Annotated in this window: 22 protein-coding genes; 14 read left to right on the top strand and 8 right to left on the bottom strand. The window is 43.1% G+C overall.

Annotated elements, in window-relative coordinates:
• The first annotated feature begins 10 nt into the window (after positions 1-10).
• The 8 genes from rimM (at position 11) to AC2D6U_RS09945 (ending at position 8,140) form a co-directional block, all read left to right on the top strand.
• Complete coding sequence (gene rimM, locus AC2D6U_RS09980; RefSeq protein WP_484720836.1) at positions 11-553, top strand: ribosome maturation factor RimM; 543 nt, start codon at positions 11-13, stop codon at positions 551-553.
• Complete coding sequence (gene trmD, locus AC2D6U_RS09975) at positions 543-1,220, top strand: tRNA (guanosine(37)-N1)-methyltransferase TrmD (RefSeq protein WP_484720835.1); 678 nt, start codon at positions 543-545, stop codon at positions 1,218-1,220. The genes rimM and trmD overlap by 11 nt, the downstream gene beginning before the upstream one ends.
• Before the next feature lie 84 nt (positions 1,221-1,304).
• Complete coding sequence (gene rplS / locus AC2D6U_RS09970) at positions 1,305-1,664, top strand: 50S ribosomal protein L19 (protein ID WP_484720834.1); 360 nt, start codon at positions 1,305-1,307, stop codon at positions 1,662-1,664.
• A gap of 94 nt (positions 1,665-1,758) precedes the next feature.
• Positions 1,759-2,181 (top strand): hypothetical protein, encoded by a 423-nt coding sequence (locus AC2D6U_RS09965; RefSeq protein WP_484720833.1) that lies wholly within the window; start codon positions 1,759-1,761, stop codon positions 2,179-2,181.
• Between the two features lie 69 nt (positions 2,182-2,250).
• A complete protein-coding gene (dapF, locus tag AC2D6U_RS09960; protein WP_484720832.1) occupies positions 2,251-3,021 on the top strand; it encodes a diaminopimelate epimerase in 771 nt (256 codons plus the stop codon).
• A 65-nt stretch (positions 3,022-3,086) separates the two neighbouring features.
• Positions 3,087-6,437, top strand: a complete 3,351-nt coding sequence (secA, locus tag AC2D6U_RS09955) for a preprotein translocase subunit SecA (RefSeq protein ID WP_484720831.1) — start codon at positions 3,087-3,089, stop codon at positions 6,435-6,437.
• Complete coding sequence (locus AC2D6U_RS09950; protein ID WP_484720830.1) at positions 6,430-6,975, top strand: hypothetical protein; 546 nt, start codon at positions 6,430-6,432, stop codon at positions 6,973-6,975. The genes secA and AC2D6U_RS09950 overlap by 8 nt, the downstream gene beginning before the upstream one ends.
• The gene (locus AC2D6U_RS09945; RefSeq protein ID WP_484720829.1) at positions 6,956-8,140 is read left to right on the top strand and encodes a M20 metallopeptidase family protein; all 1,185 of its coding nucleotides are present in this window, start codon (positions 6,956-6,958) and stop codon (positions 8,138-8,140) included. Before AC2D6U_RS09950 ends, AC2D6U_RS09945 begins: the two co-directional genes overlap by 20 nt.
• Here the strand turns inward: AC2D6U_RS09945 and AC2D6U_RS09940 are convergent.
• Entirely contained in the window at positions 8,137-9,843 is a 1,707-nt protein-coding gene (locus AC2D6U_RS09940; RefSeq protein WP_484720828.1) for a Na/Pi cotransporter family protein, read from the bottom strand. The genes AC2D6U_RS09945 and AC2D6U_RS09940 overlap by 4 nt on opposite strands.
• Positions 9,844-10,135: 292 nt before the next feature.
• Between AC2D6U_RS09940 and AC2D6U_RS09935 the strand changes: the two genes are divergently transcribed.
• The 4 genes from AC2D6U_RS09935 to AC2D6U_RS09920 are packed head-to-tail and all read left to right on the top strand — an operon-like array spanning position 10,136 to position 13,136.
• Positions 10,136-11,701 (top strand): Na/Pi symporter, encoded by a 1,566-nt coding sequence (locus tag AC2D6U_RS09935; protein ID WP_484720827.1) that lies wholly within the window; start codon positions 10,136-10,138, stop codon positions 11,699-11,701.
• Positions 11,702-11,733: 32 nt separating this feature from the next.
• Positions 11,734-12,078, top strand: coding sequence for a phage holin family protein (locus AC2D6U_RS09930; RefSeq protein ID WP_484720826.1), 345 nt, complete (start codon positions 11,734-11,736; stop codon positions 12,076-12,078).
• Positions 12,065-12,382, top strand: coding sequence for a hypothetical protein (locus AC2D6U_RS09925; RefSeq protein ID WP_484720825.1), 318 nt, complete (start codon positions 12,065-12,067; stop codon positions 12,380-12,382). Before AC2D6U_RS09930 ends, AC2D6U_RS09925 begins: the two co-directional genes overlap by 14 nt.
• The gene (locus tag AC2D6U_RS09920; protein WP_484720824.1) at positions 12,372-13,136 is read left to right on the top strand and encodes a phosphoglycerol geranylgeranyltransferase; all 765 of its coding nucleotides are present in this window, start codon (positions 12,372-12,374) and stop codon (positions 13,134-13,136) included. The genes AC2D6U_RS09925 and AC2D6U_RS09920 overlap by 11 nt, the downstream gene beginning before the upstream one ends.
• Here AC2D6U_RS09920 and AC2D6U_RS09915 read toward each other — a convergent pair.
• The 7 genes from AC2D6U_RS09915 to panC form a co-directional block, all read right to left on the bottom strand.
• On the bottom strand, positions 13,122-14,045 hold the full coding sequence (locus tag AC2D6U_RS09915) for a helix-turn-helix domain-containing protein (protein ID WP_484720823.1): 924 nt from the start codon (positions 14,043-14,045) through the stop codon (positions 13,122-13,124). The genes AC2D6U_RS09920 and AC2D6U_RS09915 overlap by 15 nt on opposite strands.
• Before the next feature lie 124 nt (positions 14,046-14,169).
• Positions 14,170-15,309 (bottom strand): acyl-CoA dehydrogenase, encoded by a 1,140-nt coding sequence (locus AC2D6U_RS09910; protein ID WP_484720822.1) that lies wholly within the window; start codon positions 15,307-15,309, stop codon positions 14,170-14,172.
• Between the two features lie 55 nt (positions 15,310-15,364).
• Positions 15,365-16,051, bottom strand: coding sequence for a zinc metallopeptidase (locus AC2D6U_RS09905; protein ID WP_484720821.1), 687 nt, complete (start codon positions 16,049-16,051; stop codon positions 15,365-15,367).
• A 2-nt stretch (positions 16,052-16,053) separates the two neighbouring features.
• Positions 16,054-16,473: a D-glycero-beta-D-manno-heptose 1-phosphate adenylyltransferase gene (rfaE2, locus tag AC2D6U_RS09900; RefSeq protein ID WP_484721763.1), complete on the bottom strand. Its 420-nt coding sequence runs from the start codon at positions 16,471-16,473 to the stop codon at positions 16,054-16,056.
• A gap of 28 nt (positions 16,474-16,501) precedes the next feature.
• Positions 16,502-17,470, bottom strand: a complete 969-nt coding sequence (locus AC2D6U_RS09895) for a lysylphosphatidylglycerol synthase transmembrane domain-containing protein (protein ID WP_484720820.1) — start codon at positions 17,468-17,470, stop codon at positions 16,502-16,504.
• A 43-nt stretch (positions 17,471-17,513) separates the two neighbouring features.
• The gene (panD, locus tag AC2D6U_RS09890; RefSeq protein ID WP_484720819.1) at positions 17,514-17,861 is read right to left on the bottom strand and encodes an aspartate 1-decarboxylase; all 348 of its coding nucleotides are present in this window, start codon (positions 17,859-17,861) and stop codon (positions 17,514-17,516) included.
• Between the two features lie 26 nt (positions 17,862-17,887).
• A complete protein-coding gene (gene panC / locus AC2D6U_RS09885) occupies positions 17,888-18,733 on the bottom strand; it encodes a pantoate--beta-alanine ligase (RefSeq protein WP_484720818.1) in 846 nt (281 codons plus the stop codon).
• 137 nt (positions 18,734-18,870) lie between these two features.
• On the opposite strand from panC, the gene AC2D6U_RS09880 reads away from it, so the two are divergent.
• Together AC2D6U_RS09880 and AC2D6U_RS09875 are read left to right on the top strand one after the other, a co-directional pair.
• A complete protein-coding gene (locus AC2D6U_RS09880; RefSeq protein ID WP_484720817.1) occupies positions 18,871-19,683 on the top strand; it encodes a glycogen/starch synthase in 813 nt (270 codons plus the stop codon).
• Positions 19,667-20,974: a DUF4270 family protein gene (locus tag AC2D6U_RS09875; RefSeq protein WP_484720816.1), complete on the top strand. Its 1,308-nt coding sequence runs from the start codon at positions 19,667-19,669 to the stop codon at positions 20,972-20,974. Before AC2D6U_RS09880 ends, AC2D6U_RS09875 begins: the two co-directional genes overlap by 17 nt.
• The last annotated feature ends 19 nt before the right edge of the window (positions 20,975-20,993 follow it).

Genomic DNA, 20,993 nt, shown 5'->3' with positions numbered 1-20,993 from the left:
ATAGCACATCATGCATATTGATGATTGTTATCAATTGGGTTACATCATCAAACCGCATGGGTTAAAAGGTGAAGTTCAAGTCTTCATTGACTCAGATGATCCGAGTGCTTATAGAAATTTGGAATCAGTTTTTGTCCAGCAAGGACAACAGCTGGTTCCTTTTTTTATTGAATCGATTAGTCTTAATGCCCAAAGGGCAATTGTTGCGTTTGAGGACATTCATGCCATAGAGCAGGCTACACCACTTAAGGGGCTCAAGCTGTTTTTGCCTTTGGCTGCTCTACCTGAACTGGATGATGAGGAATTCTATTTGCACGAACTCATTGGTTTTCAAGTAAGCGATGCCACAAGCGAGCAAGAACTAGGAAAGATCCTGAATGTACTGGAGATGGGGCCTCAACTTACCCTTGTGGTGCAACATGTTTCAGGAAAAGAATTGCTTATTCCCTACACAGAAGAATTGAAAGTTCGCCTCGATAAACCGAATCAGGTCTTATCGCTACGGGTGGCAGAAGGTTTAGTGGATCTATATTTACAAGACGATGAGAATTGACATCATTACTTGTTTACCAAAACTTCTCGAAGGTCCTTTTTCGCATTCTATTCTTCAAAGGGCGCAAGATAAAGGACTGGCTGAAGTGCATGTGCATGATCTGCGAGACTTTGGCTTAGGAAAGCACCGACAATTGGACGATTATGCCTTCGGTGGTGGTGCCGGGATGGTCATGATGATTGAGCCCATAGATAATTGCATCACAAAGCTTAAGTCGGAACGTAGTTATGATGAAGTCATCTACATGACTCCTGATGGAGAACAGTTGAATCAAGGCATTTGCAATGGGCTCTCCTTAAAAAAGAATATCATTATTCTTTGTGGTCATTATAAGGGGGTTGATCAACGCGTGAGAGATGCTTTCATTACCCGTGAAATCAGTGTAGGTGATTATGTGCTTTCTGGAGGGGAGTTGGCCGCCGCCGTATTGTCTGATGCCTTGATCCGGTTAATTCCTGGTGTGCTGTCAGATGAGACCTCGGCCTTGACCGATTCATTTCAAGACAATTTACTGGCTCCGCCCGTTTACACACGCCCGGCAGTATACAAAGAAATGCCAGTCCCAGAGGTGCTTTTATCAGGTCACGCGGGTAAAATTGAGGAGTGGCGCCACGGTCAGGCGGTGGAAAGAACCAAGGCAAGAAGACCTGATATTTTAGACGAATAATTTTTTGCTACTGGGCTGTAAATCAAAAAGTAATTTCTATATTTGCAGTCCGTTTTCAAAGACTGGATAAGACAATAAGAAATCATGAGCGATCTGATCAAATTTATAGAAGAAGAAGCTAACGAAAGAAGAGCTCAACTTCCTTCATTTAATCCGGGTGACACAATCAATGTTCACGTAAAGATCAAAGAAGGTAACAAGGAAAGAATCCAGCAGTACCAAGGTACTGTGATCCAACGAAAAAACTCTGGAACCAACGGCGAGACTTTTTCTGTAAGAAAGATCTCAGGTGGTATCGGCGTGGAAAGAATTTTCCCTTTGCTTTCACCAAACATCGATAAGATCGAGGTGGTAAGAAAAGGTAAAGTGAGAAGAGCTAAATTGTTCTACTTGAGAGGTAGACAAGGTAAGGCAGCAAGAATCAAAGAAAAGCTTAACAAATAAGCTTCTCTCGCATGAAATTGAAACCCCATGTCAACTCCTTGACATGGGGTTTTTTTGTTTAGGTTTTGGCCGTTTTGATTAAATTGAGGAAATCATGCGCAAAGTTTTATTTCTTATATTATTCATTTCTACTGTCACGTTCGCCAACGCACAAGTGGGTCTTGGCTACTTGCATTCAGATGTGGTCAGTACCATAGCGGTCAACACCAACTGGGAGAAAAGATTCTGGGGAGAGTTTAGACTGGGCCTTGACATTGCTTCATTCAATCCTCAGCTCAACATAAATTACAATATTAAGAAGGACCAATTCTTCAATTTGTACAGTGGTATCGGGGCTGGAATTCGTTTCGAGGAGAGCTTTACACTATCTCCTTCCTTTGGGTTTGTTGTAAAGCCTATTGAAAAACTGCCTCAATTCGGCATCAACGCAGAGGCTTCAGTGGCCTTATCAGAGCTCGATACCTACACCATGGGAGCTATCGGCATTAGGTGGATGTTTACCAAAAAGGATAAATAGTCTTACCGCCATTTTGTCACCATTTTGTTTTAGGCGCGTTAATTGTAAACAACCGAAAGAATCTTTTGTATGCAGACCTTTCAATTCTTCAAATTCCAAGGCACAGGAAATGATTTTGTCATGATCGATAATCGCGACGATCAATTCCCAAAAGAGAACCTCTCTTTGATCACAAAGTTGTGTGACAGGAGATTTGGTATCGGAGCGGATGGTGTTATTCTAATAGAAGGGAGTGATCAGGCTGACTTCGAAATGGTCTACTATAATCCGGACGGCTCTCAATCCTTATGCGGAAATGGAAGTCGTTGTGCCGTAATGTTCGCGCGTCAATTGGGGATCATCAATGACTCCACTGAGTTTAAGGCCATTGATGGGATCCATCATGCCTTCATTCAACAAGATCGTGTGCATTTGTTAATGCATGACGTCGACGAAGTTGAGCAAATTGGGGAAGATTATCTCATTGATACGGGTTCTCCGCATTACATTCAATTTGTACAAGGTCTTGCCGAAAAGGACATGATCAAAGAAGGGCATACCATTCGGTATAGCCCTCGTTTCGAACAAGAGGGTGTTAATGTGAACTTGGTAGAGCCCATCGCAGAAGGGTTAAAGATCAGGACATACGAAAGAGGAGTAGAGGGAGAAACCCTCTCATGTGGTACTGGCTGCACTGCCGCTGCCTTGGCTTTTGGTCGTCAACACGACGTAACTCGGGTGTTGCTGAAAGCTGTTGGGGGCGACTTAGAGGTGCGATTTGAAAAAGAGAAGAATCGTTTTACCAACATTTACTTGATTGGTCCGGCAGAAGCTGTTTTTGAGGGGGTAATTAGGGTCTAATTAATAAGGACTTACCTTCGTATTTCGGCATGTACCATATAACTTTAGTGCATTAAAATTTTGACATGAGCATACTGACAAAAGGGCTTGCAAAGCTTTTCGGAAGCAAATCAGACAGAGATATCAAAGAGGTGATGCCTCTTGTGGAGCAGACCAATAAGGAATTTGAGCGCTTGCAACATATCAGTGACGATGAATTGAGAAACAAGACCGCAGAATTCAAGCAACGAATTGCAGGCGGCCTTAAGGAGATAGATATAGAACTTGAACAGCAGCATGCCAATGTTTCGCAAGACGAGTCGCTGAGCATTTCAGAAAAAGAGGCGGTTTTCGAGGGAATCGACAAGCTCGAGGAGGAAAGAAATAAGCAGTTAGAGGTCATCTTGCTTGACCTGCTTCCCGAGGCATTTGCCGTGGTAAAGGAAACCGCCAGGAGGTTCAAAGAGAATCATCAAATGGTGGTTCAGGCTACCTTATTGGATAAACAAATGGCCGCCAAGGGAAACAACGTGGAGATCAAAGGTGATAACGCCACTTGGCACAACAAATGGATGGCCGCGGGTAATGAAATTACCTGGGAGATGCTGCACTATGATGTTCAGCTTATTGGGGGTATCACCTTGCACCAAGGGAAGATCGCTGAGATGGCTACCGGAGAGGGGAAGACGCTTGTAGCCACCTTGCCGGCATACTTGAACGCCTTATCTGGGCGAGGGGTGCATGTGGTGACAGTGAATGACTATTTGGCAAAGCGAGATTCTGAGTGGATGGCTCCTTTATTCCAGTTCCATGGAATGACCATTGACTGCATTGACAAGCACCAGCCAAACTCGGAAGAAAGAAGACAAGCCTATCAGGCAGATATTACTTACGGAACAAACAACGAATTTGGCTTTGACTACCTGAGAGATAACATGGCCCGCGATGAGAATGAGTTGGTGCAGAGAAAGCATCATTATGCGATGGTCGATGAGGTAGATTCCGTGTTAATTGATGAAGCAAGAACGCCATTGATCATCTCAGGTCCTGTGCCAAAAGGAGACGAACATGAGTTCTATGAATTGAAGCCGAGGATTCAAAAATTGGTGGACGCACAACGAAAACTCTGCGGCCAATACCTGAATGATGCCAAGCGCATGCTCAAAGAGGGAAATGAGGAAGAAGGTGGAGTAGCACTCTTTAGGGCATTTAGAGGCTTGCCAAAATACAAACCCTTGATCAAGTTCTTGTCTGAACCAGGTATTCGGGTGGCCCTTCAAAAGACAGAGAATTTTTACTTGCAAGACAATCAAAAGAACATGCCCAAGGCTGATGAGCCCTTGTATTTTACGATTGACGAAAAGTCAAATGCGGTCAACCTAACAGAAAAAGGAACGGAGTTGATCACTGGTGAAGGAGAAGATCCGAATTTCTTTATTCTGACGGATATCGGTGATGTCGTTGCTCAACTGGAGAAAAGTGAAACGCTAACAGACGAGGAGAAGCTTAAAAAGAAGGACGAAGCCATTGCTGACTATAGCATCAAGGCACAGCGTATTCATACTGTGAATCAGTTGTTGAAAGCCTATACAATGTTCGAAAAGGACACTGAGTACATCGTCACGGATAATAAGGTCAAGATCGTGGATGAGCAGACGGGCCGTGTCATGGATGGAAGGCGCTACTCCGATGGCTTACACCAAGCGATAGAAGCCAAGGAAAATGTAAAGGTGGAGGATGCTACTCAAACTTATGCTACCATTACCTTGCAGAACTATTTCAGAATGTACCATAAGTTGGCAGGCATGACCGGTACTGCGGAGACGGAAGCCGGAGAATTCTGGGAAATCTATGAATTGGATACCGTTGTGATGCCAACGAATAGGCCAATTGCTCGAGATGATCGCCAAGACATGGTCTTCAAAACGGTACGAGAAAAATTCAATGCGGTGGTTGACGAGATCGTGAGATTGACCGATGCCGGCAGGCCTGTCTTGGTTGGTACGACATCTGTAGAGATCTCTGAGGTACTGAGCCGTATGCTCAACCTTAAAAAGATCAAACACCAGGTTCTTAACGCAAAGCAACATGCACGGGAAGCCGATGTGGTGGCTGAGGCAGGTAAGCCAGGGACGGTGACCATTGCCACGAACATGGCGGGACGTGGAACGGATATTAAATTACACCCTGATTCAAAAACTGCCGGCGGGTTGGCCATCATTGGTACGGAACGGCACGAGTCTAGACGAGTCGATCGCCAGTTAAGAGGACGTGCAGGGCGTCAAGGAGATCCAGGTTCTTCTCAATTCTTCGTTTCCTTAGAAGACAATTTGATGAGGCTTTTTGGCTCAGATCGGGTTGCGAAGTTAATGGACCGAATGGGCTTGAAAGAAGGAGAGATGATCCAACATTCCATGATCACGAAATCCATCGAAAGGGCTCAGAAAAAAGTAGAAGAAAACAACTTCGGTATCCGAAAGCGACTCTTGGAGTACGATGATGTGATGAACCAACAGCGAACGGTGATCTACGATCGCAGAAAGAATGCCTTGAACGGTGAGCGCCTTGAATTGGACATCATGAACATGCTTTATGATACCTGCGAAGAAATTGTAGCTAATGCCAAAGCTGGGGTAGATTACGATGCCTTTAAGCTGAATTGCATCAGTACATTATCACTTGACTCAAAGATCTCAGAAGATGCTTTTTCCACAGGCGATGAGAATAGCTTGACCAATGATCTTTTCGAAGAGTTATTGTCGGCGTATCGTGAAAAGAATAAGAAGATCGCTGAAGCTACACTGCCGTTGATGAAGAACATCAAGAAGGAAAGAGGAGCTACTGTGCAGAACATCTTGCTTCCTTTTACTGATGGCAAGCGTCAGGTCGGCGTAGCAGTGAATTTGGAGAAGACCATTGAAACCGAAAATGCCGAGATGATCAAGGCGATGGAAAAAGCCATTACACTTGGAGTGATCGACATGACCTGGAAAGAACATTTGCGCGACATGGATGATTTGAAGCAATCGGTTCAAAACGCGGTGTACGAGCAGAAGGACCCCTTGCTGATCTACAAGTTTGAAGCGTTTGAAATGTTCAAGGCCTTCTTGTCCAAGGTGAATGAAGAAACGGTGTCATTCTTAACCAGAGCCATGATTCCAACGGAAGATCCGAATCGAGTTCAAGAAGCCAGAAGTGCGAAAAGACAATCCTATAACGAGTCGAAGGAAGAATCACAAAGTGCCTTGGCCGGAAGGCAAGATACAAGGAACAGACCTCCTGCTGAAAAGATCGCGCCGATCAAATCCGACAAAGTGTATGGAAGAAATGATCGTGTTTCTGTTCAATACACAGACGGTTCGGTGAAAAAAGACGTTAAGTTTAAGCAAGTTGAAGAGGACCTTAAAAACAGTCGCTGTATCGTTATCGATGAATAAGACCTTACTACATACCCTGTTGATATTGTCTGGCTTCCTATTGCTGGGAAGCTGCGCGGCTCCCTCTGTGCCTCAAAGTGTCAAAAAGGTTGAGGATTACGCCTATTCGGATGATGCATCTAAGTATAGGCCATCAGTAGAAGCCCCCATCAGGTCAATGCCTGAGGAGACGGAAGTGGTTCCTAATGAAGCCATTGTTGGCGAGTTTACCATTGACGAGGAGTTAAGTGCCATTGTGGATAGTATGTATGTGCGGAATGATAGCATTCGACAATTCGATGGGTTTACGATCCTGGTTTATTCAGGAAATGACGAGATCGAAGCGGGAAAAGTGAGGAATCGACTCTTTGACCTTATGCCTGATCAGGAAGCGCGATTTAGTTTTAAGTTACCGACCTATTTTGTCAAGATCGGACAATATTTTCAGCAACTTGAAGCCGCACCGACCTTAAAAATGATCCAGGCTACTTACCCTTCTGCCGCCATTGTTCCCGAGAAATTCCCAATTACAGTTGACGATGGAATCGGAAAGAATTAAGGTACTTGCTTCAAAATATTTTGCAAAAACGGTTGAATTCCGAAGACATATCCATGCCCATCCGGAATTATCCTATCAGGAATATGAAACGGCCAAGTACGTGGCTGAGCAGCTGAAAGCAATGGGCTTAAATCCCACAGTTGGCGTTGCAGAAACGGGGGTCACGGCACTGATTGAAGGAAAGAACCCAGGAAAGAAAGTCATTGCCCTAAGGGGAGACATGGATGCCCTTCCTATTTTAGAAGAGAATGACGTGCCTTATCGCTCTCAAAATGAGGGGGTGATGCATGCATGTGGGCATGATGTTCATACTTCTTGCGTTTTGGGTGCTGCACTCATACTGAACGAACTGAAAGACGAATTCGAAGGCAGTATCAAATTGATCTTTCAGCCGGGAGAGGAAAAGAACCCTGGAGGAGCTTCGCTAATGATCAAAGCAGGGGCCTTAGAAAATCCGACAACAGAAGCGGTTTTCGGCCAACATGTGATGCCCTACATTCCAACGGGTAAACTGGGCTTTCGAGCAGGAAAATATATGGCAAGTGCTGACGAGGTCTACCTTACCGTAAAGGGAAAGGGAGGACATGCAGCGCTTCCTGATAAGGCAGTAGATCCAATTGTAATCGCTTCACATATTATTACGGCCCTACAACAAGTGATCAGCAGGAATGCTGACCCAAAGACTCCCACGGTGCTCACCTTTGGAACGATTCATGGAGGAACGGCTCAGAACATCATTCCAGATGAGGTGAAATTAGGGGGTACGTTCAGGGCCCTTGACGAAGGCTGGCGATTCAAGGCACATTCACTTATAAAGAAAATGGCCACAAGTATAGCTGAAGGCATGGGAGGCAGCTGCGAAGTAACCATTGATGTCGGCTATCCTTTTTTACATAATGATGAAGAATTAGCCGCTAATGCAAGGGCCAATGCGGTTGCGTATGTGGGTGAAGAAAACATTGTTGACCTCGACCTGTGGTTGGGCGCAGAGGATTTTGCCTATTACAGCCAAAAGGTACCTTCTTGTTTTTATCGCCTAGGAACAGGTAACGAAGCTAAGGGCACCACATTAGGGGTTCACACACCGAAGTTCAATGTCGATGAGGAAGCTATAGAAATTGGGATTGGCTTTATGGCGTGGAATGCAATTAAGGCCTTGGGTTAAATTAGGTCTTCCTCACTGTACTTTCCAGTAGCGCTCTCGCTAATATTCAAAAGATGGTCTCCAATCACTTCAATTGTAGTGATCAAATCTTTATAAACTACACCTGATTTTACCTGATATTCTTGGGCTTCAATAGCCTTCAAGTTTTGCTTGTGAAGCTTCATCACCTTCGCGTTGATATTCTCTTCAATATCTTGCGCCTTTTTGATGTTTAAGGTATCGAAGTCTTGTTTCAGGTTGGTTGCCGTAACCTCAATCGCTTCCTCCAGCAATTTATAGAGGGCGAGTAATTGAGTAAGCTGCGTTTGCGTTAGTGTAATTTTTTTGCTCTGGAGACGCTCGTGGTTCATGGACAGTCTTACAAATTCATCCCCGATCTCTTCGAAAGTAGAACATATGCTAATGATGTTTCGAATTTCACTAGAGTTGCTACGGCTCATCTCTTCACTTGTGATCTGTATGATGAATTCGATGACCTCTTCATCAAAACGATCGGTCACTTGTTCTAATTCATTAATTTTTGTCTTGTAGGCTCTGGCTTTTTTCGGATCCTTATTCTGCAAGATCTTTTTGCCAGTTTTGCCTAATTCGCGCAAAATGTCTCCGAATTGAGCAATTTCGAGTTTAGCTTCTTGTAAAGAGAGCTGTGGTGTTTTGACTAATGGAGAACTGATGTATTTCAATTTGAAAACTTCGTCGTCACCTTCTTTTGAAGGAACCATTCGAGTAACGATCTTAGCGATCAGGTCCACAAGCCACACTAAAAATAGGGTGTTGATGATGTTGAAGGACATGTGAAAGGCAGTTAGGCCATCCTTAATGGAGGAAACATTGTCAAAAGGTGACCCCAGCCCTAAGCCAACAACAATTTTATCAATCAGATTAAGGAATGGTGTAAAGACCAGTAACATCCAGATGATCCCAATCACATTAAAGATCAAGTGTGCCCTAGCTGCTCTTTTGGCATGCGTATTCCCTACGACCGCTGCAATATTAGCCGTAATGGTGGTACCAATATTTTCTCCTAAAACTATGGCAGCAGCCATTTCGAAAGGAATAATGCCTTTGTTGCAGAGGGTTAGCGTAATGGCAATGGCGGCACTCGAAGATTGAACGACAATCGTCACCAAGGTGCCAACGACTACCATTAGGATCGTAGACATAAAGCCAAATTCGCCTAGCCGGCCAATGAAGGCTTGTGTTTCTGCAGAGAGTTCGTTGGGAACTAGATCTTTTAACGCACCTAGGCCAATAAAGAGAATGGCAAAGCCTACTAAAAATTCACCGAAGTACTTGAATTTGTCTTTCTTGGAAAACAGTAAAGGAATGGCTAGTGCCAAGACCGGTAGTGCAAATTCACTAATTTTGAATTTAAAACCGAAGATCACAATGATCAAGGCAGTGACAGTGGTTCCAATGTTGGCACCCATGATCACACCAATGGCTTGTCTTAAAGTGAGCAAGCCGGCATTGACAAAACTCACGATCATCACGGTGGTGGCCGAAGAGCTCTGAATGACCGAAGTAGTGATAAAACCAGTGACAATTCCACCAAGCCTCGTATTTGTCATCGAGGCCAATCCGCTCCTAAGTTTGTTGCCTGCTACTTTTTGGATACCCTCGCTCATCACCTTCATACCGTAGATGAAGAGGCCAAGTGCACCAAGAATTTTGATAATGTTTAAGATCAGTTCAAAGGACACGATCGGAGTTTCAGAATGGGTTGAATGATGTCACAATCAATAGTAAGCTCCACAAAAGTAAAACTCTTTTTGAATAAACAGAAGTTCACGTAATCATGTCGTAATTTGGATGTAAAGAGTAGCAGACCTTATATCTTGTAAAAAATTGATTAATAAGGAGTTAAAATATTTCTACTATTCGTTAAAGTTGTTTTTTGTTAACAAAGCCTTTACATGTAAAGCAAATTGTGCGTGGACAATTGAGCTATTTTTGCATTTATGAATTTTTTGGTAATCCTTATCTAATCGGGTAGTGGTCAGAGAAATTGTTAGCGGGCAGAATTCAAGGAAATGGTATGTCACCATTCTTTCCTTTTTGCCTGTGGTCTTTCTTTTCTTATTATCCATCGACTTGGTAGGTGAAGCCGTTACTTCGTTGGGCCAGGAAACCGCAAGGGGAATCCTCTTGGCCACGTCCAATCCTTTTATCGGTCTCTTTATTGGATTATTAGCGGCAGCGCTCATTCAAAGCAGTTCGACGGTTACAGCGATGACGGTAGCCGTTGTTTCAACAGGCTATTTATCCTTGGGTAGTGCAATACCGGTTGTGATGGGAGCTAACATTGGTACCACATTGACCAGTACATTGGTCTCTCTAGGTTTTATTACAAATAAGAATGAATTCCGAAAGGCCATTTCTGCCGGTTCAGTACACGATTTTTTCAATATTTTCACCGTAATACTTCTTTTTCCTTTGGAGTATTACTATGGTGTTTTGAGCAAGAGTGCCAATTACCTGACCAGTATTTTTGGTGATGCACTCAACGCGAATAATGAAATGGAAGCACTTAATGTAGGCCTCGGACGCATTGCTGAATATATCCTGACCTGGCTGCCGAATCCTCTACTAGCCTTGGCGCTCTCTTTGATTTTGCTTTTCGTCAGTATCAAATTGATTTCGAAAACCATTTCGAACAGGATTATTGGAACATCTAAATTCAAACTTCGGAAGTTCATCTTTGCCAGTCCTTACAAGTCATTTGGATGGGGCACATTGATCACAGCGGCTATACAATCCAGTTCGATTACCACGTCATTGATCGTTCCGTTGGTGGCTTCAGGCCGGGTTACACTGAAACGTTCATTTCCCTTCATTTTAGGAGCGAACATCGGGACTACCATTACGGCTTTGATTGCGGCCTTCAGTCAATCGGAAGCGGCCATAAGTTTGGCTTTTGTTCATCTGCTTTTCAATTTGATTGGTGTGCTGGTTTTCTTACCCTTTCCATTTTTAAGGAGACTTCCAGTATTAGTAGCCTACAAGTTTGGTGCGCTGACGCTTGACTCTAGGATCTTTGGTTTCTCTTATATTATTTTCACCTTCTTTTTGATGCCATTTACATTGATTTACATTAATAAAGATAATGCGCAGCGAAGAACGTATACCTATCAGATCACGACAACTGAAAGTAGTGGACATCAAGGTGTGGTGGCATTTAACTCTGAAGGTGTTAATGGGGATAAACGCTTTTTGATCTACCATGAAATTGAGGAGGGTGGAAGTGTATCCGTTCCCGATACGTCTTATTTGTTGGCCAAGACATCTGCCGCATTTAGTACACCCAATGAAGTGGTTTACTACAATTTTCAAAACGCACTGATCAACAGGAAGGATACGATCAAGAGCCGTCTGGAAAATCGTGAATACAAAGTGGGTGACCAAAGGCTAAAAAAATTGATTATGCTTGACGTTCGAAGGAGCGATGGAACCAGAGTAGATTACCTCTTTGACCCAACGGACAAGGTGCTTGTGCGATCTGTGCTTTATGAAGTCAAAAATAAAATGGTACAAACCACTCAGCTCGTGGGCGTCCAATAATTTTAATTAATTTTACGGGTAAAGAACCCCGTTTGAAACTATTTGATTTTGACAAGTTAGTAGCCTCATTGACCGGCCTTATTGAAACCAAGGTTGAGTTGATCAAGCTTGATGTTGAGGCGGAAGTTAAGAAGATAGTTGCGCGTGGTGTGATTTTCATTTTCATCGGCTTGGCCGTTTCCATGGCTGTTTTTTTATTGTCGATTGGTTTAGCAAGTTTTCTTAATTATTTGCTTTCAAATGATTATTTAGGGTTTGTTATCGTTGCCGTGATCTATTTACTTTTTGCACTGTTGGCGTATGCTAAAAGAGCTGTGATCTACGATGTAGTGATGCAAAGTTTGAATGCATTGAATGATTCTGATGATGAAGAATAGAGAAGAGTTATTGGCAAAGAATGAAGCGTATCAAAAGGCCTTAAAAGCCGAGGTTGATCATGCACAAGGTGAAGTGTCGAAGATTGTACGAAATGCCCTGATCGCAGGGTCATTGGCCGTTGTGGCTAGTCTTTTGCAAAAGGCTTTTTTTAGCGATGATGATCAAAAGACTAATTTCAAGCCAATCCAAACTAATGGTGCTTTTTTAACAGATGAAGTCACCGAAAAGGCGACAGTAGCACTACTTAAACTCGCGTCAACAAAGTTAGAAGCGTTTCTTCAAGGACTTAGTGATGAAGATTAAGGTAATTGACCAGATTAAACAACAGGTAGAGCGTGGAAGAAAAGCCATTGCATTCTTGATCGATCCGGACGACCTGAATGATCAAGAGCTTCGGCTGGTCTTGAATCATGCAATCGAGAATAAAGTAGACTTTCTTTTTGTCGGAGGCTCATTAGTCACTTCAGACCGCATGAGTTTTGTCGTCAATCTCATCAAGTCTTCTACACAAATTCCATGTGTTATTTTTCCCCGAAATGCCATGCAGGTCGATGGCAATGCAGACGCTATTTTGTTTTTGAGTTTGATATCGGGTAGAAACCCGGAATTGTTGATTGGCCAGCATGTCATTGCGGCCCCAGTCCTCAAAAGAAGTAAGCTAGAGGTGCTATCGACAGGATATCTTTTGATCAATTCGGGTAAGCCGACCAGTGCGTCCTATATCAGCAATTCCATTCCCATCCCCAATGACAAACCCAGCATAGCAGCAAGCACGGCGCTAGCCGGCGAAATGCTCGGGATGGCTTTAATGTATTTGGACGCCGGAAGTGGTGCAGAGGCCCCGGTTTCGGCCAAAGTTATTCGGGCCTTACGTGCTGCCGTTGCCTGTCCGCTGATCGTAGGTGGAGGAATAACGACGTTGAACAAAGCCAGAGAAGCCTTCAATGCAGGTGCAGACATAGTAGTTGTGGGCAATGGTGCACAAAAAAACCTCGCTTTTCTAAACGAGGTTTCTGAATTAGTTCATCTGTTGAACGAGCCGTTAAACGTTAATTAGGCTCTCTCTTCGTCTCATTTTACCTGCCGGAATTCCGAACATCATCTTGAATCTTCGACAGAAGTATGCCGTGTCTTTATAGCCCACCTCATGACCAATGTCACGGATGCTTTTCTTGGTTGTTCTCAAAAGATCAACCGCAGCTTCCATTCGTTGGTATTCAATGTAATCTTGAGGGTTGATGCCGGTTAGCATTTTGAAATATTGTCCTACATAGTCTTCAGATACATTGGCTACTTTGGCAAGTACCTTGTTTGACAGGTCTCCACCCAAGTTCTCTTTGATGTAGTTGAAAATGTCAATCAATCGAGGATCTTTAAAGTAAGTGCTGTTTGTTACCAGCTGCTCTACAAATAATCGATTATCAAGGATGTAACGAATGATCTCCACAACAAGGTAATCGGTGTTGTTTTTGATCACACGACCTTTACCCGCCTTTGTAGAGCCATCTTCTTCTATGATCAACCTGATCAGATCTGCAATGTGACTGGACGAACGGATGGCAAATGGAGTGATGTTCAAAGACGAAAAGAAATTGACCGAATCAAACACCTTGGCTTCGAACATGACCTGGCTGAAGCCATTAATGTCGAAGTCATTTACCTCAGTATCACTGGCGTTCTGGAGGTACTTTTTCTTGTTAGAAATGAAATCCTCGTTGTTGATCTTGTGAGCTGTCAGCGATCCGAAGGTGATTTGAACCGGCTTGCCACCGGGAATAAAGAGCATGTCTCCTTCGCTCACTTTTTCCTGATCGTCTCCGAAATAAACGTCTCCGTTGTTGACAACGATGATGGTATTTTCTACATCGTAAAAATTATCAATGGTGACAGGTTTCACCACTTTCATGTTACGACTTTTGATGTATCGAACCCCTAAGGATTCTATAATTTTATTGTAATCTTCCATAGTTGAGTTGCTAAAAGTTTAAAAAGTGTGTTACAAAACTAGTATTAATCTAGGACTAGGGCAAAAAAAATGACCATTGGTAATATTAATTATACCAATGGCCATAAATATAGAACTATACTAATTATTTGATTAACTCTCTTGAGATAACAATCTTTTGGATTTCTGATGTGCCTTCGTAGATCTGCGTAATCTTTGCATCTCTCATAAGGCGTTCAACATGGTACTCTTTTACATAACCATAGCCTCCATGTACTTGAACGGCCTCGATGGTCACGTCCATTGCCACTTTCGAAGCATAAAGCTTCGCCATGGCGCTTTCCTTTCCAAAGTCTTGCTTTTGATCTTTCAAGTAGGCCGCCTTTAGGCAAAGCAAGCGTGCCGCATCAATTTCAGTGGCCATGTCGGCTAATTTGAATTGAATGGCCTGGTGTTGGTTGATGGGTTTGCCGAAGGCTTTTCTTTCTTTAGAATAAGCAAGTGCTAATTCGTAAGCACCAGAAGCGATCCCTAAGGCTTGAGCAGCAATTCCAATTCGTCCACCATTGAGTGTCGACATGGCGAACTTGAAGCCAAATCCGTCATCACCAATACGATTCTCTTTTGGAACCTTCACATCGGTGAACATCAATGAATGCGTGTCTGAACCTCTGATGCCAAGTTTATCTTCTTTTTTGCCCACAACGAAACCGTCCATTCCTTTTTCAACGATCAAACAATTGATTCCTTTGTGTCCTTTCTCGCGATCCGTCTGTGCAATGACCAAGTAAACCGATGCACTGTTGCCGTTAGTGATCCAGTTTTTTGTTCCATTCAAGAGGTAGTGATCGCCTTTATCTTCAGCGGTTGTCTTTTGGGAAGTAGCATCAGAACCAGCCTCCGGTTCAGATAAACAGAAAGCGCCAATTTTTTCACCTGAAGCAAGGGGCTTAAGGTATTTCTTTTTTTGTTCCTCAGTACCAAACTTTTCAAGTCCCCAGCATACTAAGCTGTTATTGACCGACATGCAGACACTGGCAGAGGCATCTATCTTTGAGATCTCTTCCATGGCCAACACGTAGGATATGGTGTCCATTCCACCACCTCCATATTTAGGGTCAACCATCATTCCCATAAAACCGAGCTCTCCCATTTTTTTGATCTGCTCGGCAGGGAATTGTTGTTTTTCGTCTCTTTCTATAACGCCCGGAAAAAGCTCCGTTTGGGCAAATTCTCTGGCTGCATCGCGCACCGCCAGTTGTTCCTCGGTTAATTCAAAATTCATAGGTAAAACATAACTAACGTTTGTTAGGCAAAAGTAGTGATTTTACCTTGAAATGCTAGTCATTTCCTAAGAATGCGGTCACGTAATACAGCAGCATGGCAAGTGAACCCAGCGCAGCCACTAAATAGGTATTGGCGGCAGCATTGAGTGCATCTTTGGCCATGGCATGCTCTTCTCCTGTCGTGATGTTACGTTGCTCAACCCAAGCGAGGGCTCGCTTAGTGGCGTCGTATTCTACCGGGAGTGTAATGAAAGCAAAAAGAGTGAAGATGGTATAGGCTCCAATAATGCCAAGAATGGCGAATGTTGGGCTTATCAATTGTAAACCAAAAGCACCTAATAGTAGGGCCATGAACATGAAGTTGATCATTTTACCCCCGAATTGTTGAATTGGGACTAGGGCAGAACGCACCTCTAATGGCCGGTAGGCTTTGGCATGCTGAATAGCGTGCCCACATTCGTGGGCCGCCACCGCCGCTGCCATAACAGATCGACCTCCATAGACTTCAGGGCTTAGGTTAACGGTTTTATCCGTCGGGTTATAATGATCGGTAAGTCTTCCTTGAACCGAAACAATGTTCACATCATAGATGCCATTATCCTTTAACATCAATTCCGCCACTTCCCTTCCGCTTAGTCCATTCTGCAAGCCGATTTGAGAATACTTTTTGAACTTGCCTTTCAGTCGTTGTTGTACCACAAAACTGATGATCATTATGCCTATAACTAGTACGAATAACATGTTTATCCTTTTAATTTTTCTATAATACCTGTTGTTGAAAAACCATCCACTAAAGTGATGGTCTCTACTTTTCCACCATTTTGTATGACTGTTTCTGCACCCACAATGGTCTCAATGGTGTAGTCTCCACCTTTTACGAGAATATCAGGTAAAATGGTTTCAATTAATTCGCCTGGAGTGTCTTCTTTGAATAGACAAACGGCGTCGACGAATGAAAGAGCTGCCAAAAGCCTCGCTCTCGCATGCTCGCTGTTGACGGGCCGTTCAGAACCCTTGAGTCTTCTTACCGAATCATCACTATTTAGACCAACAATGAGTGCATCTCCTAAACTTCTTGCTTTTTCAAGATAGTCGATGTGGCCTAAATGAAGAATGTCAAAGCAGCCATTTGTGAAAACGACTTTTTTACCTGCAGACTGCATCTCTGCTGCCCAGGTTTTTGCCTCTTTCCTATCTTTGATTTTTTGCGCTGTCGGCACTTCTTTTTTTATTCAAAACGTTGACCAAAAGTAAACTCATGGCCCCCATCACCAATATGCTGACGAATTGGGATGTGTGCAAGATGGTGGCAATAATTATTCCAGTGTCATACGCTATGCCATAAAGTACGAGTACTCCTGCCACTAAGGCATGAAAAGCCCCGATACCGTTAGGAGTGGGCGAGGCCATGCCAAAACTTCCGGTTACTAAGATCGAGAGTCCGGCCAATGGACCGAGGTATTTTGTTTCTTCAGAACCAAGAGTGATGACGTACAACATAAAGAAGTAGAGCACCCAAATACTGAAGGTGGCGAGCCAAAACCCTTTTTTGTTTTTAATGCTGTTTAGGCTGCGAACGCCTTGAAAACCTTGATCAATGAATACTTGCAGCTTCTTAATGATGGGAATATTCTGAAAACGACTGGTTCTCCAAAACCAAATGATCAAAAGGCCGACAAGGCCAAGAATGATCAAAAGCCACCAGTTGGATTGGAGGGAGTTGAAGACAAAGTCTTTTGCTTTGATGTAATAGTCTTTCAACAGATTGAATTGAAGGGCAAGAGTCATAAAAGAGATCAAGATCAAAATGAGGAGATCGATGATCCTTTCGGTGACCACAGTACCCAAAGCAAAGGGTAGGAGGACTTTTTCTTTTCGATTCATCACCCCACAGCGGCTCACTTCTCCTAACCGAGGAAAGACAGAATTCATCAAGTAACCGATCATGACAGCAAAAAAGCTGTTCCAGAACCAAACATTATGCCCTCCTGCATCCATCAACAATTTCCACCGCCAGGCACGTAAAAGATGGCTAATTACGCCTAGAGCCATACTCAGGGCGATCCACCAGTAATTAAATTGTGCTAATAGTAGCCAAACCTCAGACCAATCGATGTCCTTGAACAGGTACCAAACGATCACCGTCGTGATGAGTATCATGACGGAAAAGCGTAGGGTACTTTTTACGTTCAGGGTCAATTGACTAGTTTATTTTGTTCTTATCGTCAGGGAAAACCACCTTTGGTTCATGTGATTTGGCCTCCTCATAGTCCATAAGTCCGTAAGATACGATGATAATGATGTCTCCCACCTGTACTTTACGAGCGGCAGGGCCATTTAGACACACCGTGCCAGAATTTCGATCACCTTTGATGACGTAGGTTTCAAAGCGCTCGCCATTATTGACATTGACGATCTGCACTTTTTCGTGTGGCAAAATATTTGCCGCTTCCATCAGTGCTTCGTCTAATGTGATGCTACCGACATAGTGCAATTCGGCTTGGGTAACCTTCGCTCTATGAATTTTTGATTTGAATACCTCTATTTGCATTGCGTTCTACCAAAATGGGCGCAAATTTAATCAATTAAAGGCAAGTTATCTATTAGTCTGACTTCGTTTATCACTGCAGCTAAACACAGTGCTGTTTGATCAGGTGACGTGATTGCAGTCAAAGGTTGGAAACTGTTGGTATCGACCACCTCAAAGTATTCAAGGTCAAGGGTTTGTGAATCTGAAAATTTGCGTGACAGGTTTTCTTTGACCTCAGTAATACTTACCTCATGTTGCAATTCTTCCTGAGCCTTTTTCAACGAACGATAGATCAATGCGGCTTCTTCCTGCTCTTCTGGTTTTAATCTTAGGTTTCTCGAGGACATGGCTAAGCCAGAAATTTCCCTAACAGTGGGCACCATGTGGAGCTGTACTGGAAAATTGAGTTCCTCGGTTAGCTTTTTGATAACGTAGAATTGTTGAATGTCTTTCTGTCCGAAAAAAGCATGGCTTGGTTGGATGATATTGAAGAACTTCGAGATAATGAGCCCTACACCTGCAAAATGACCCGGTCTAAATTTGCCTTCGAGAGAGGTCTCCAAGCTGCCAAAATTGATCTGCAGACTAGGTGCTTGTGGGTACAATTCTTGACGATGGGGAATAAACACAAGATCGCAGGCTGCTTTTTCTAGCTTTTCTAAGTCTTCTTCTAGTTGAATAGGGTAGTTCTCAAAGTCTTTCGAATTGTTGAATTGGGCAGGATTCACAAAAATGGTCGCTACTACTAAGTCACATGCACCTTTCGCTGCATTGATCAATTGAAGATGGCCTTCGTGAAGAGCCCCCATGGTAGGGACCAACCCGGTGGATTGCTCTTTCGGCTGGTCTTGCAGATATTTTCTGATCTCTTGTACGGTGTGAATTACCTGCATGGGACTTTAACTAAGATTAACGGTGCTAATCTGCAAACCAAAGGGATTTTCCTTAAAATTGGAGGTTTTTTGACAAAAATACGCTACTTTTGTGCTTCTTTTTACAAGAGTATAGGTTTCATTAAATTCCATTAAATATGTCAAAATTGAGAGTTCTGTACGTTGCAAGTGAGATTCAACCTTTCTTGGAAACGTCAGCAGTATCCGACTTTGTTAGAAAATTACCTCAGGCCATGCAAGAGCGAGGCATGGAAATCAGAATATTGGTTCCACGCTTTGGGTTGATCAATGAACGAAAGAATAGGTTGCATGAAGTGGTGAGGCTTTCTGGGATCAATATTGCCGTAGGCGATGAAGAAAAGCCATTGGTCATCAAGGTGGCGTCCATTCCAAATGCGAAGCTTCAGGTGTATTTCATTGACAATGAAGACTACTTCCATCGTAAATATGTGTTTCATGATAAGGAGGATAATTTCTATGAAGACAACGATGAGCGCGCTATCTTTTTCTGTAAGGGCGTTTTGGAAACTGTGAAGAAACTGGGATGGGCACCAGATATCGTTCACTGTAACGATTGGGTAACAAGCTTAATTCCGCTTTACCTAAAGACTACGTATAAAAACGACCCGATTTTTCAGAACACAAAATCAGTTTTCACCATTTACAATAATGTGTTTTCTCACCAATTTGATAATGGCTTGTTGGATAAGGTGAAAATGATGGACATTGACGATAGTATGCTGGAAAACTTAAAAACAGCAGACTTTAGTGGATTTATAAAAACGGGTGCACAATATGCTGATGCTGTGATCAGGGCAGAAGAAGATGTCAATGAGAGTTTGAACAAATTGTTAGGAGAAATAGAGCAGGAGAAAACGGTGAGTACCATTGAGAAAGATGACAATTTCCTAGACTCTTATTACAATCTGTATAATGAACTTGTCGGCTAAGAGCAAAAACTTGGGGGCCTTATTCTTAGGCCTCTTTTTACTTTTTTCTTGCGAAGAGCTTGGTCCTTTTGGGCTAGGAGAAGATGATATTGCCCCCTTAGAGTTCTTAACCACAGAAGTCTCTACAAGTGGTGGTATCGTATTGGTGGATTCTATTGTGTCTATTGGCACGGGTACTTTATTGACAGGAGATCGCAGCATGCCTTTTGCAGAAATGAGCGCAAAAGCGTACTCAGCGTTTAATTTCGATGTAGTCGGGTTAAGAAGACCAAGCAATGAGGCGCAGCTTGATTCGGTCAAATTGAATGTTCGGTTCAACTATCTCTTTGAAAATAATGCAGATGGCATAGATGTAGACCTTAAGGCCTATCAAGTTGACGCAGAGATAAAGGACACAACTATTTATTTTACAAGTAGTTCTGTATCGGTTTCGGATGTGCTGATTGCCGAAAACGACCTCTTAATAACGGACTTTGACTCAACATACAGCCTTGCCGTTGATCAGGCATGGTCTGATTTGGTTTTTGATGCCCTAGGCGATGCCAGCAATCCTTTATTTCAGTCTTTGGCCAACTTCAGGTCATTCTTTCCTGGATTAGCCTTCCAAACGGACGAACCTGTGGACAATATATTTGGCATTGAACCGGGTGAAAACCTGGAGATTGTCTTTTATTACAGTGAACCTGCTGCGGATGGTAGTGGACTAACGGACAACAGAGAGTTTGTGATGAGTGGAAGGATATCGCCTCATTTCTACAATTTGAATGTCGATCGTTCAACTACAGCATATAGTCAAGTTCAAGACCCAGCCATTGAGTATCCAACCTCCAACAACCTACTTGTTCATTCAGGAGCCGGAGTTGTTGCCAAGTTGGACATTAGTGGGCTAACAGATTTTTCAGAGCAAGAGGTTAATTCAATCGTGAATCTGGTAGAATTTGAGGTAGGGCCTATTCTAGATTTACCTGAGGGTGTGGACCCACCGGAAGCCTTGTATATGTACTTTACTGATGATGAGAATACCACAATTGCCGATAATAATGCATTTAGGGGGATTCAGGTAGACACTGCACCGGTACTAAGTAGTCAATTTCCAGTACGTTTAACCTACAATCCGGTGACCAAAACCTATAAAAATTCGATCACAACCTTCGCTCAAACCTATTACAATGATGTTTTTAGAAGAGAGAAGATCTTACTTTATCCAACGGACATGAATGCTTCGGCTAGCGGTTTTGAAGTATCACCGGATAATGTGAAGATCAAGATTTTCTATTCTCAACTCAGATAGCTAGGTTATTCTTTTTACT

This window comes from Roseivirga sp. YIW32 (assembly GCF_057219245.1).
Note: the sequence above shows the minus strand (reverse complement) of the source record. Positions and strands in the feature narration are given on the sequence as shown.

Excerpts from the sequence above, each read along its gene's own strand:
- trmD (WP_484720835.1), top strand. The coding sequence starts at position 543 with ATGAGAATTGACATCATTACTTGTTTACCAAAACTTCTCGAAGGTCCT.
- AC2D6U_RS09920 (WP_484720824.1), top strand. The coding sequence starts at position 12,372 with ATGAAGATTAAGGTAATTGACCAGATTAAACAACAGGTAGAGCGTGGA.
- dapF (WP_484720832.1), top strand. The coding sequence starts at position 2,251 with ATGCAGACCTTTCAATTCTTCAAATTCCAAGGCACAGGAAATGATTTT.
- AC2D6U_RS09925 (WP_484720825.1), top strand. The coding sequence starts at position 12,065 with ATGATGAAGAATAGAGAAGAGTTATTGGCAAAGAATGAAGCGTATCAA.
- AC2D6U_RS09905 (WP_484720821.1), bottom strand. The coding sequence starts at position 16,051 with ATGTTATTCGTACTAGTTATAGGCATAATGATCATCAGTTTTGTGGTA.
- AC2D6U_RS09895 (WP_484720820.1), bottom strand. The coding sequence starts at position 17,470 with ATGATACTCATCACGACGGTGATCGTTTGGTACCTGTTCAAGGACATC.
- AC2D6U_RS09915 (WP_484720823.1), bottom strand. The coding sequence starts at position 14,045 with ATGGAAGATTACAATAAAATTATAGAATCCTTAGGGGTTCGATACATC.
- AC2D6U_RS09880 (WP_484720817.1), top strand. The coding sequence starts at position 18,871 with ATGTCAAAATTGAGAGTTCTGTACGTTGCAAGTGAGATTCAACCTTTC.
- panD (WP_484720819.1), bottom strand. The coding sequence starts at position 17,861 with ATGCAAATAGAGGTATTCAAATCAAAAATTCATAGAGCGAAGGTTACC.
- AC2D6U_RS09950 (WP_484720830.1), top strand. The coding sequence starts at position 6,430 with ATGAATAAGACCTTACTACATACCCTGTTGATATTGTCTGGCTTCCTA.
- AC2D6U_RS09945 (WP_484720829.1), top strand. The coding sequence starts at position 6,956 with ATGGAATCGGAAAGAATTAAGGTACTTGCTTCAAAATATTTTGCAAAA.
- secA (WP_484720831.1), top strand. The coding sequence starts at position 3,087 with ATGAGCATACTGACAAAAGGGCTTGCAAAGCTTTTCGGAAGCAAATCA.
- AC2D6U_RS09910 (WP_484720822.1), bottom strand. The coding sequence starts at position 15,309 with ATGAATTTTGAATTAACCGAGGAACAACTGGCGGTGCGCGATGCAGCC.
- rplS (WP_484720834.1), top strand. The coding sequence starts at position 1,305 with ATGAGCGATCTGATCAAATTTATAGAAGAAGAAGCTAACGAAAGAAGA.
- panC (WP_484720818.1), bottom strand. The coding sequence starts at position 18,733 with ATGCAGGTAATTCACACCGTACAAGAGATCAGAAAATATCTGCAAGAC.
- rfaE2 (WP_484721763.1), bottom strand. The coding sequence starts at position 16,473 with ATGCAGTCTGCAGGTAAAAAAGTCGTTTTCACAAATGGCTGCTTTGAC.
- rimM (WP_484720836.1), top strand. The coding sequence starts at position 11 with ATGCATATTGATGATTGTTATCAATTGGGTTACATCATCAAACCGCAT.
- AC2D6U_RS09965 (WP_484720833.1), top strand. The coding sequence starts at position 1,759 with ATGCGCAAAGTTTTATTTCTTATATTATTCATTTCTACTGTCACGTTC.
- AC2D6U_RS09875 (WP_484720816.1), top strand. The coding sequence starts at position 19,667 with ATGAACTTGTCGGCTAAGAGCAAAAACTTGGGGGCCTTATTCTTAGGC.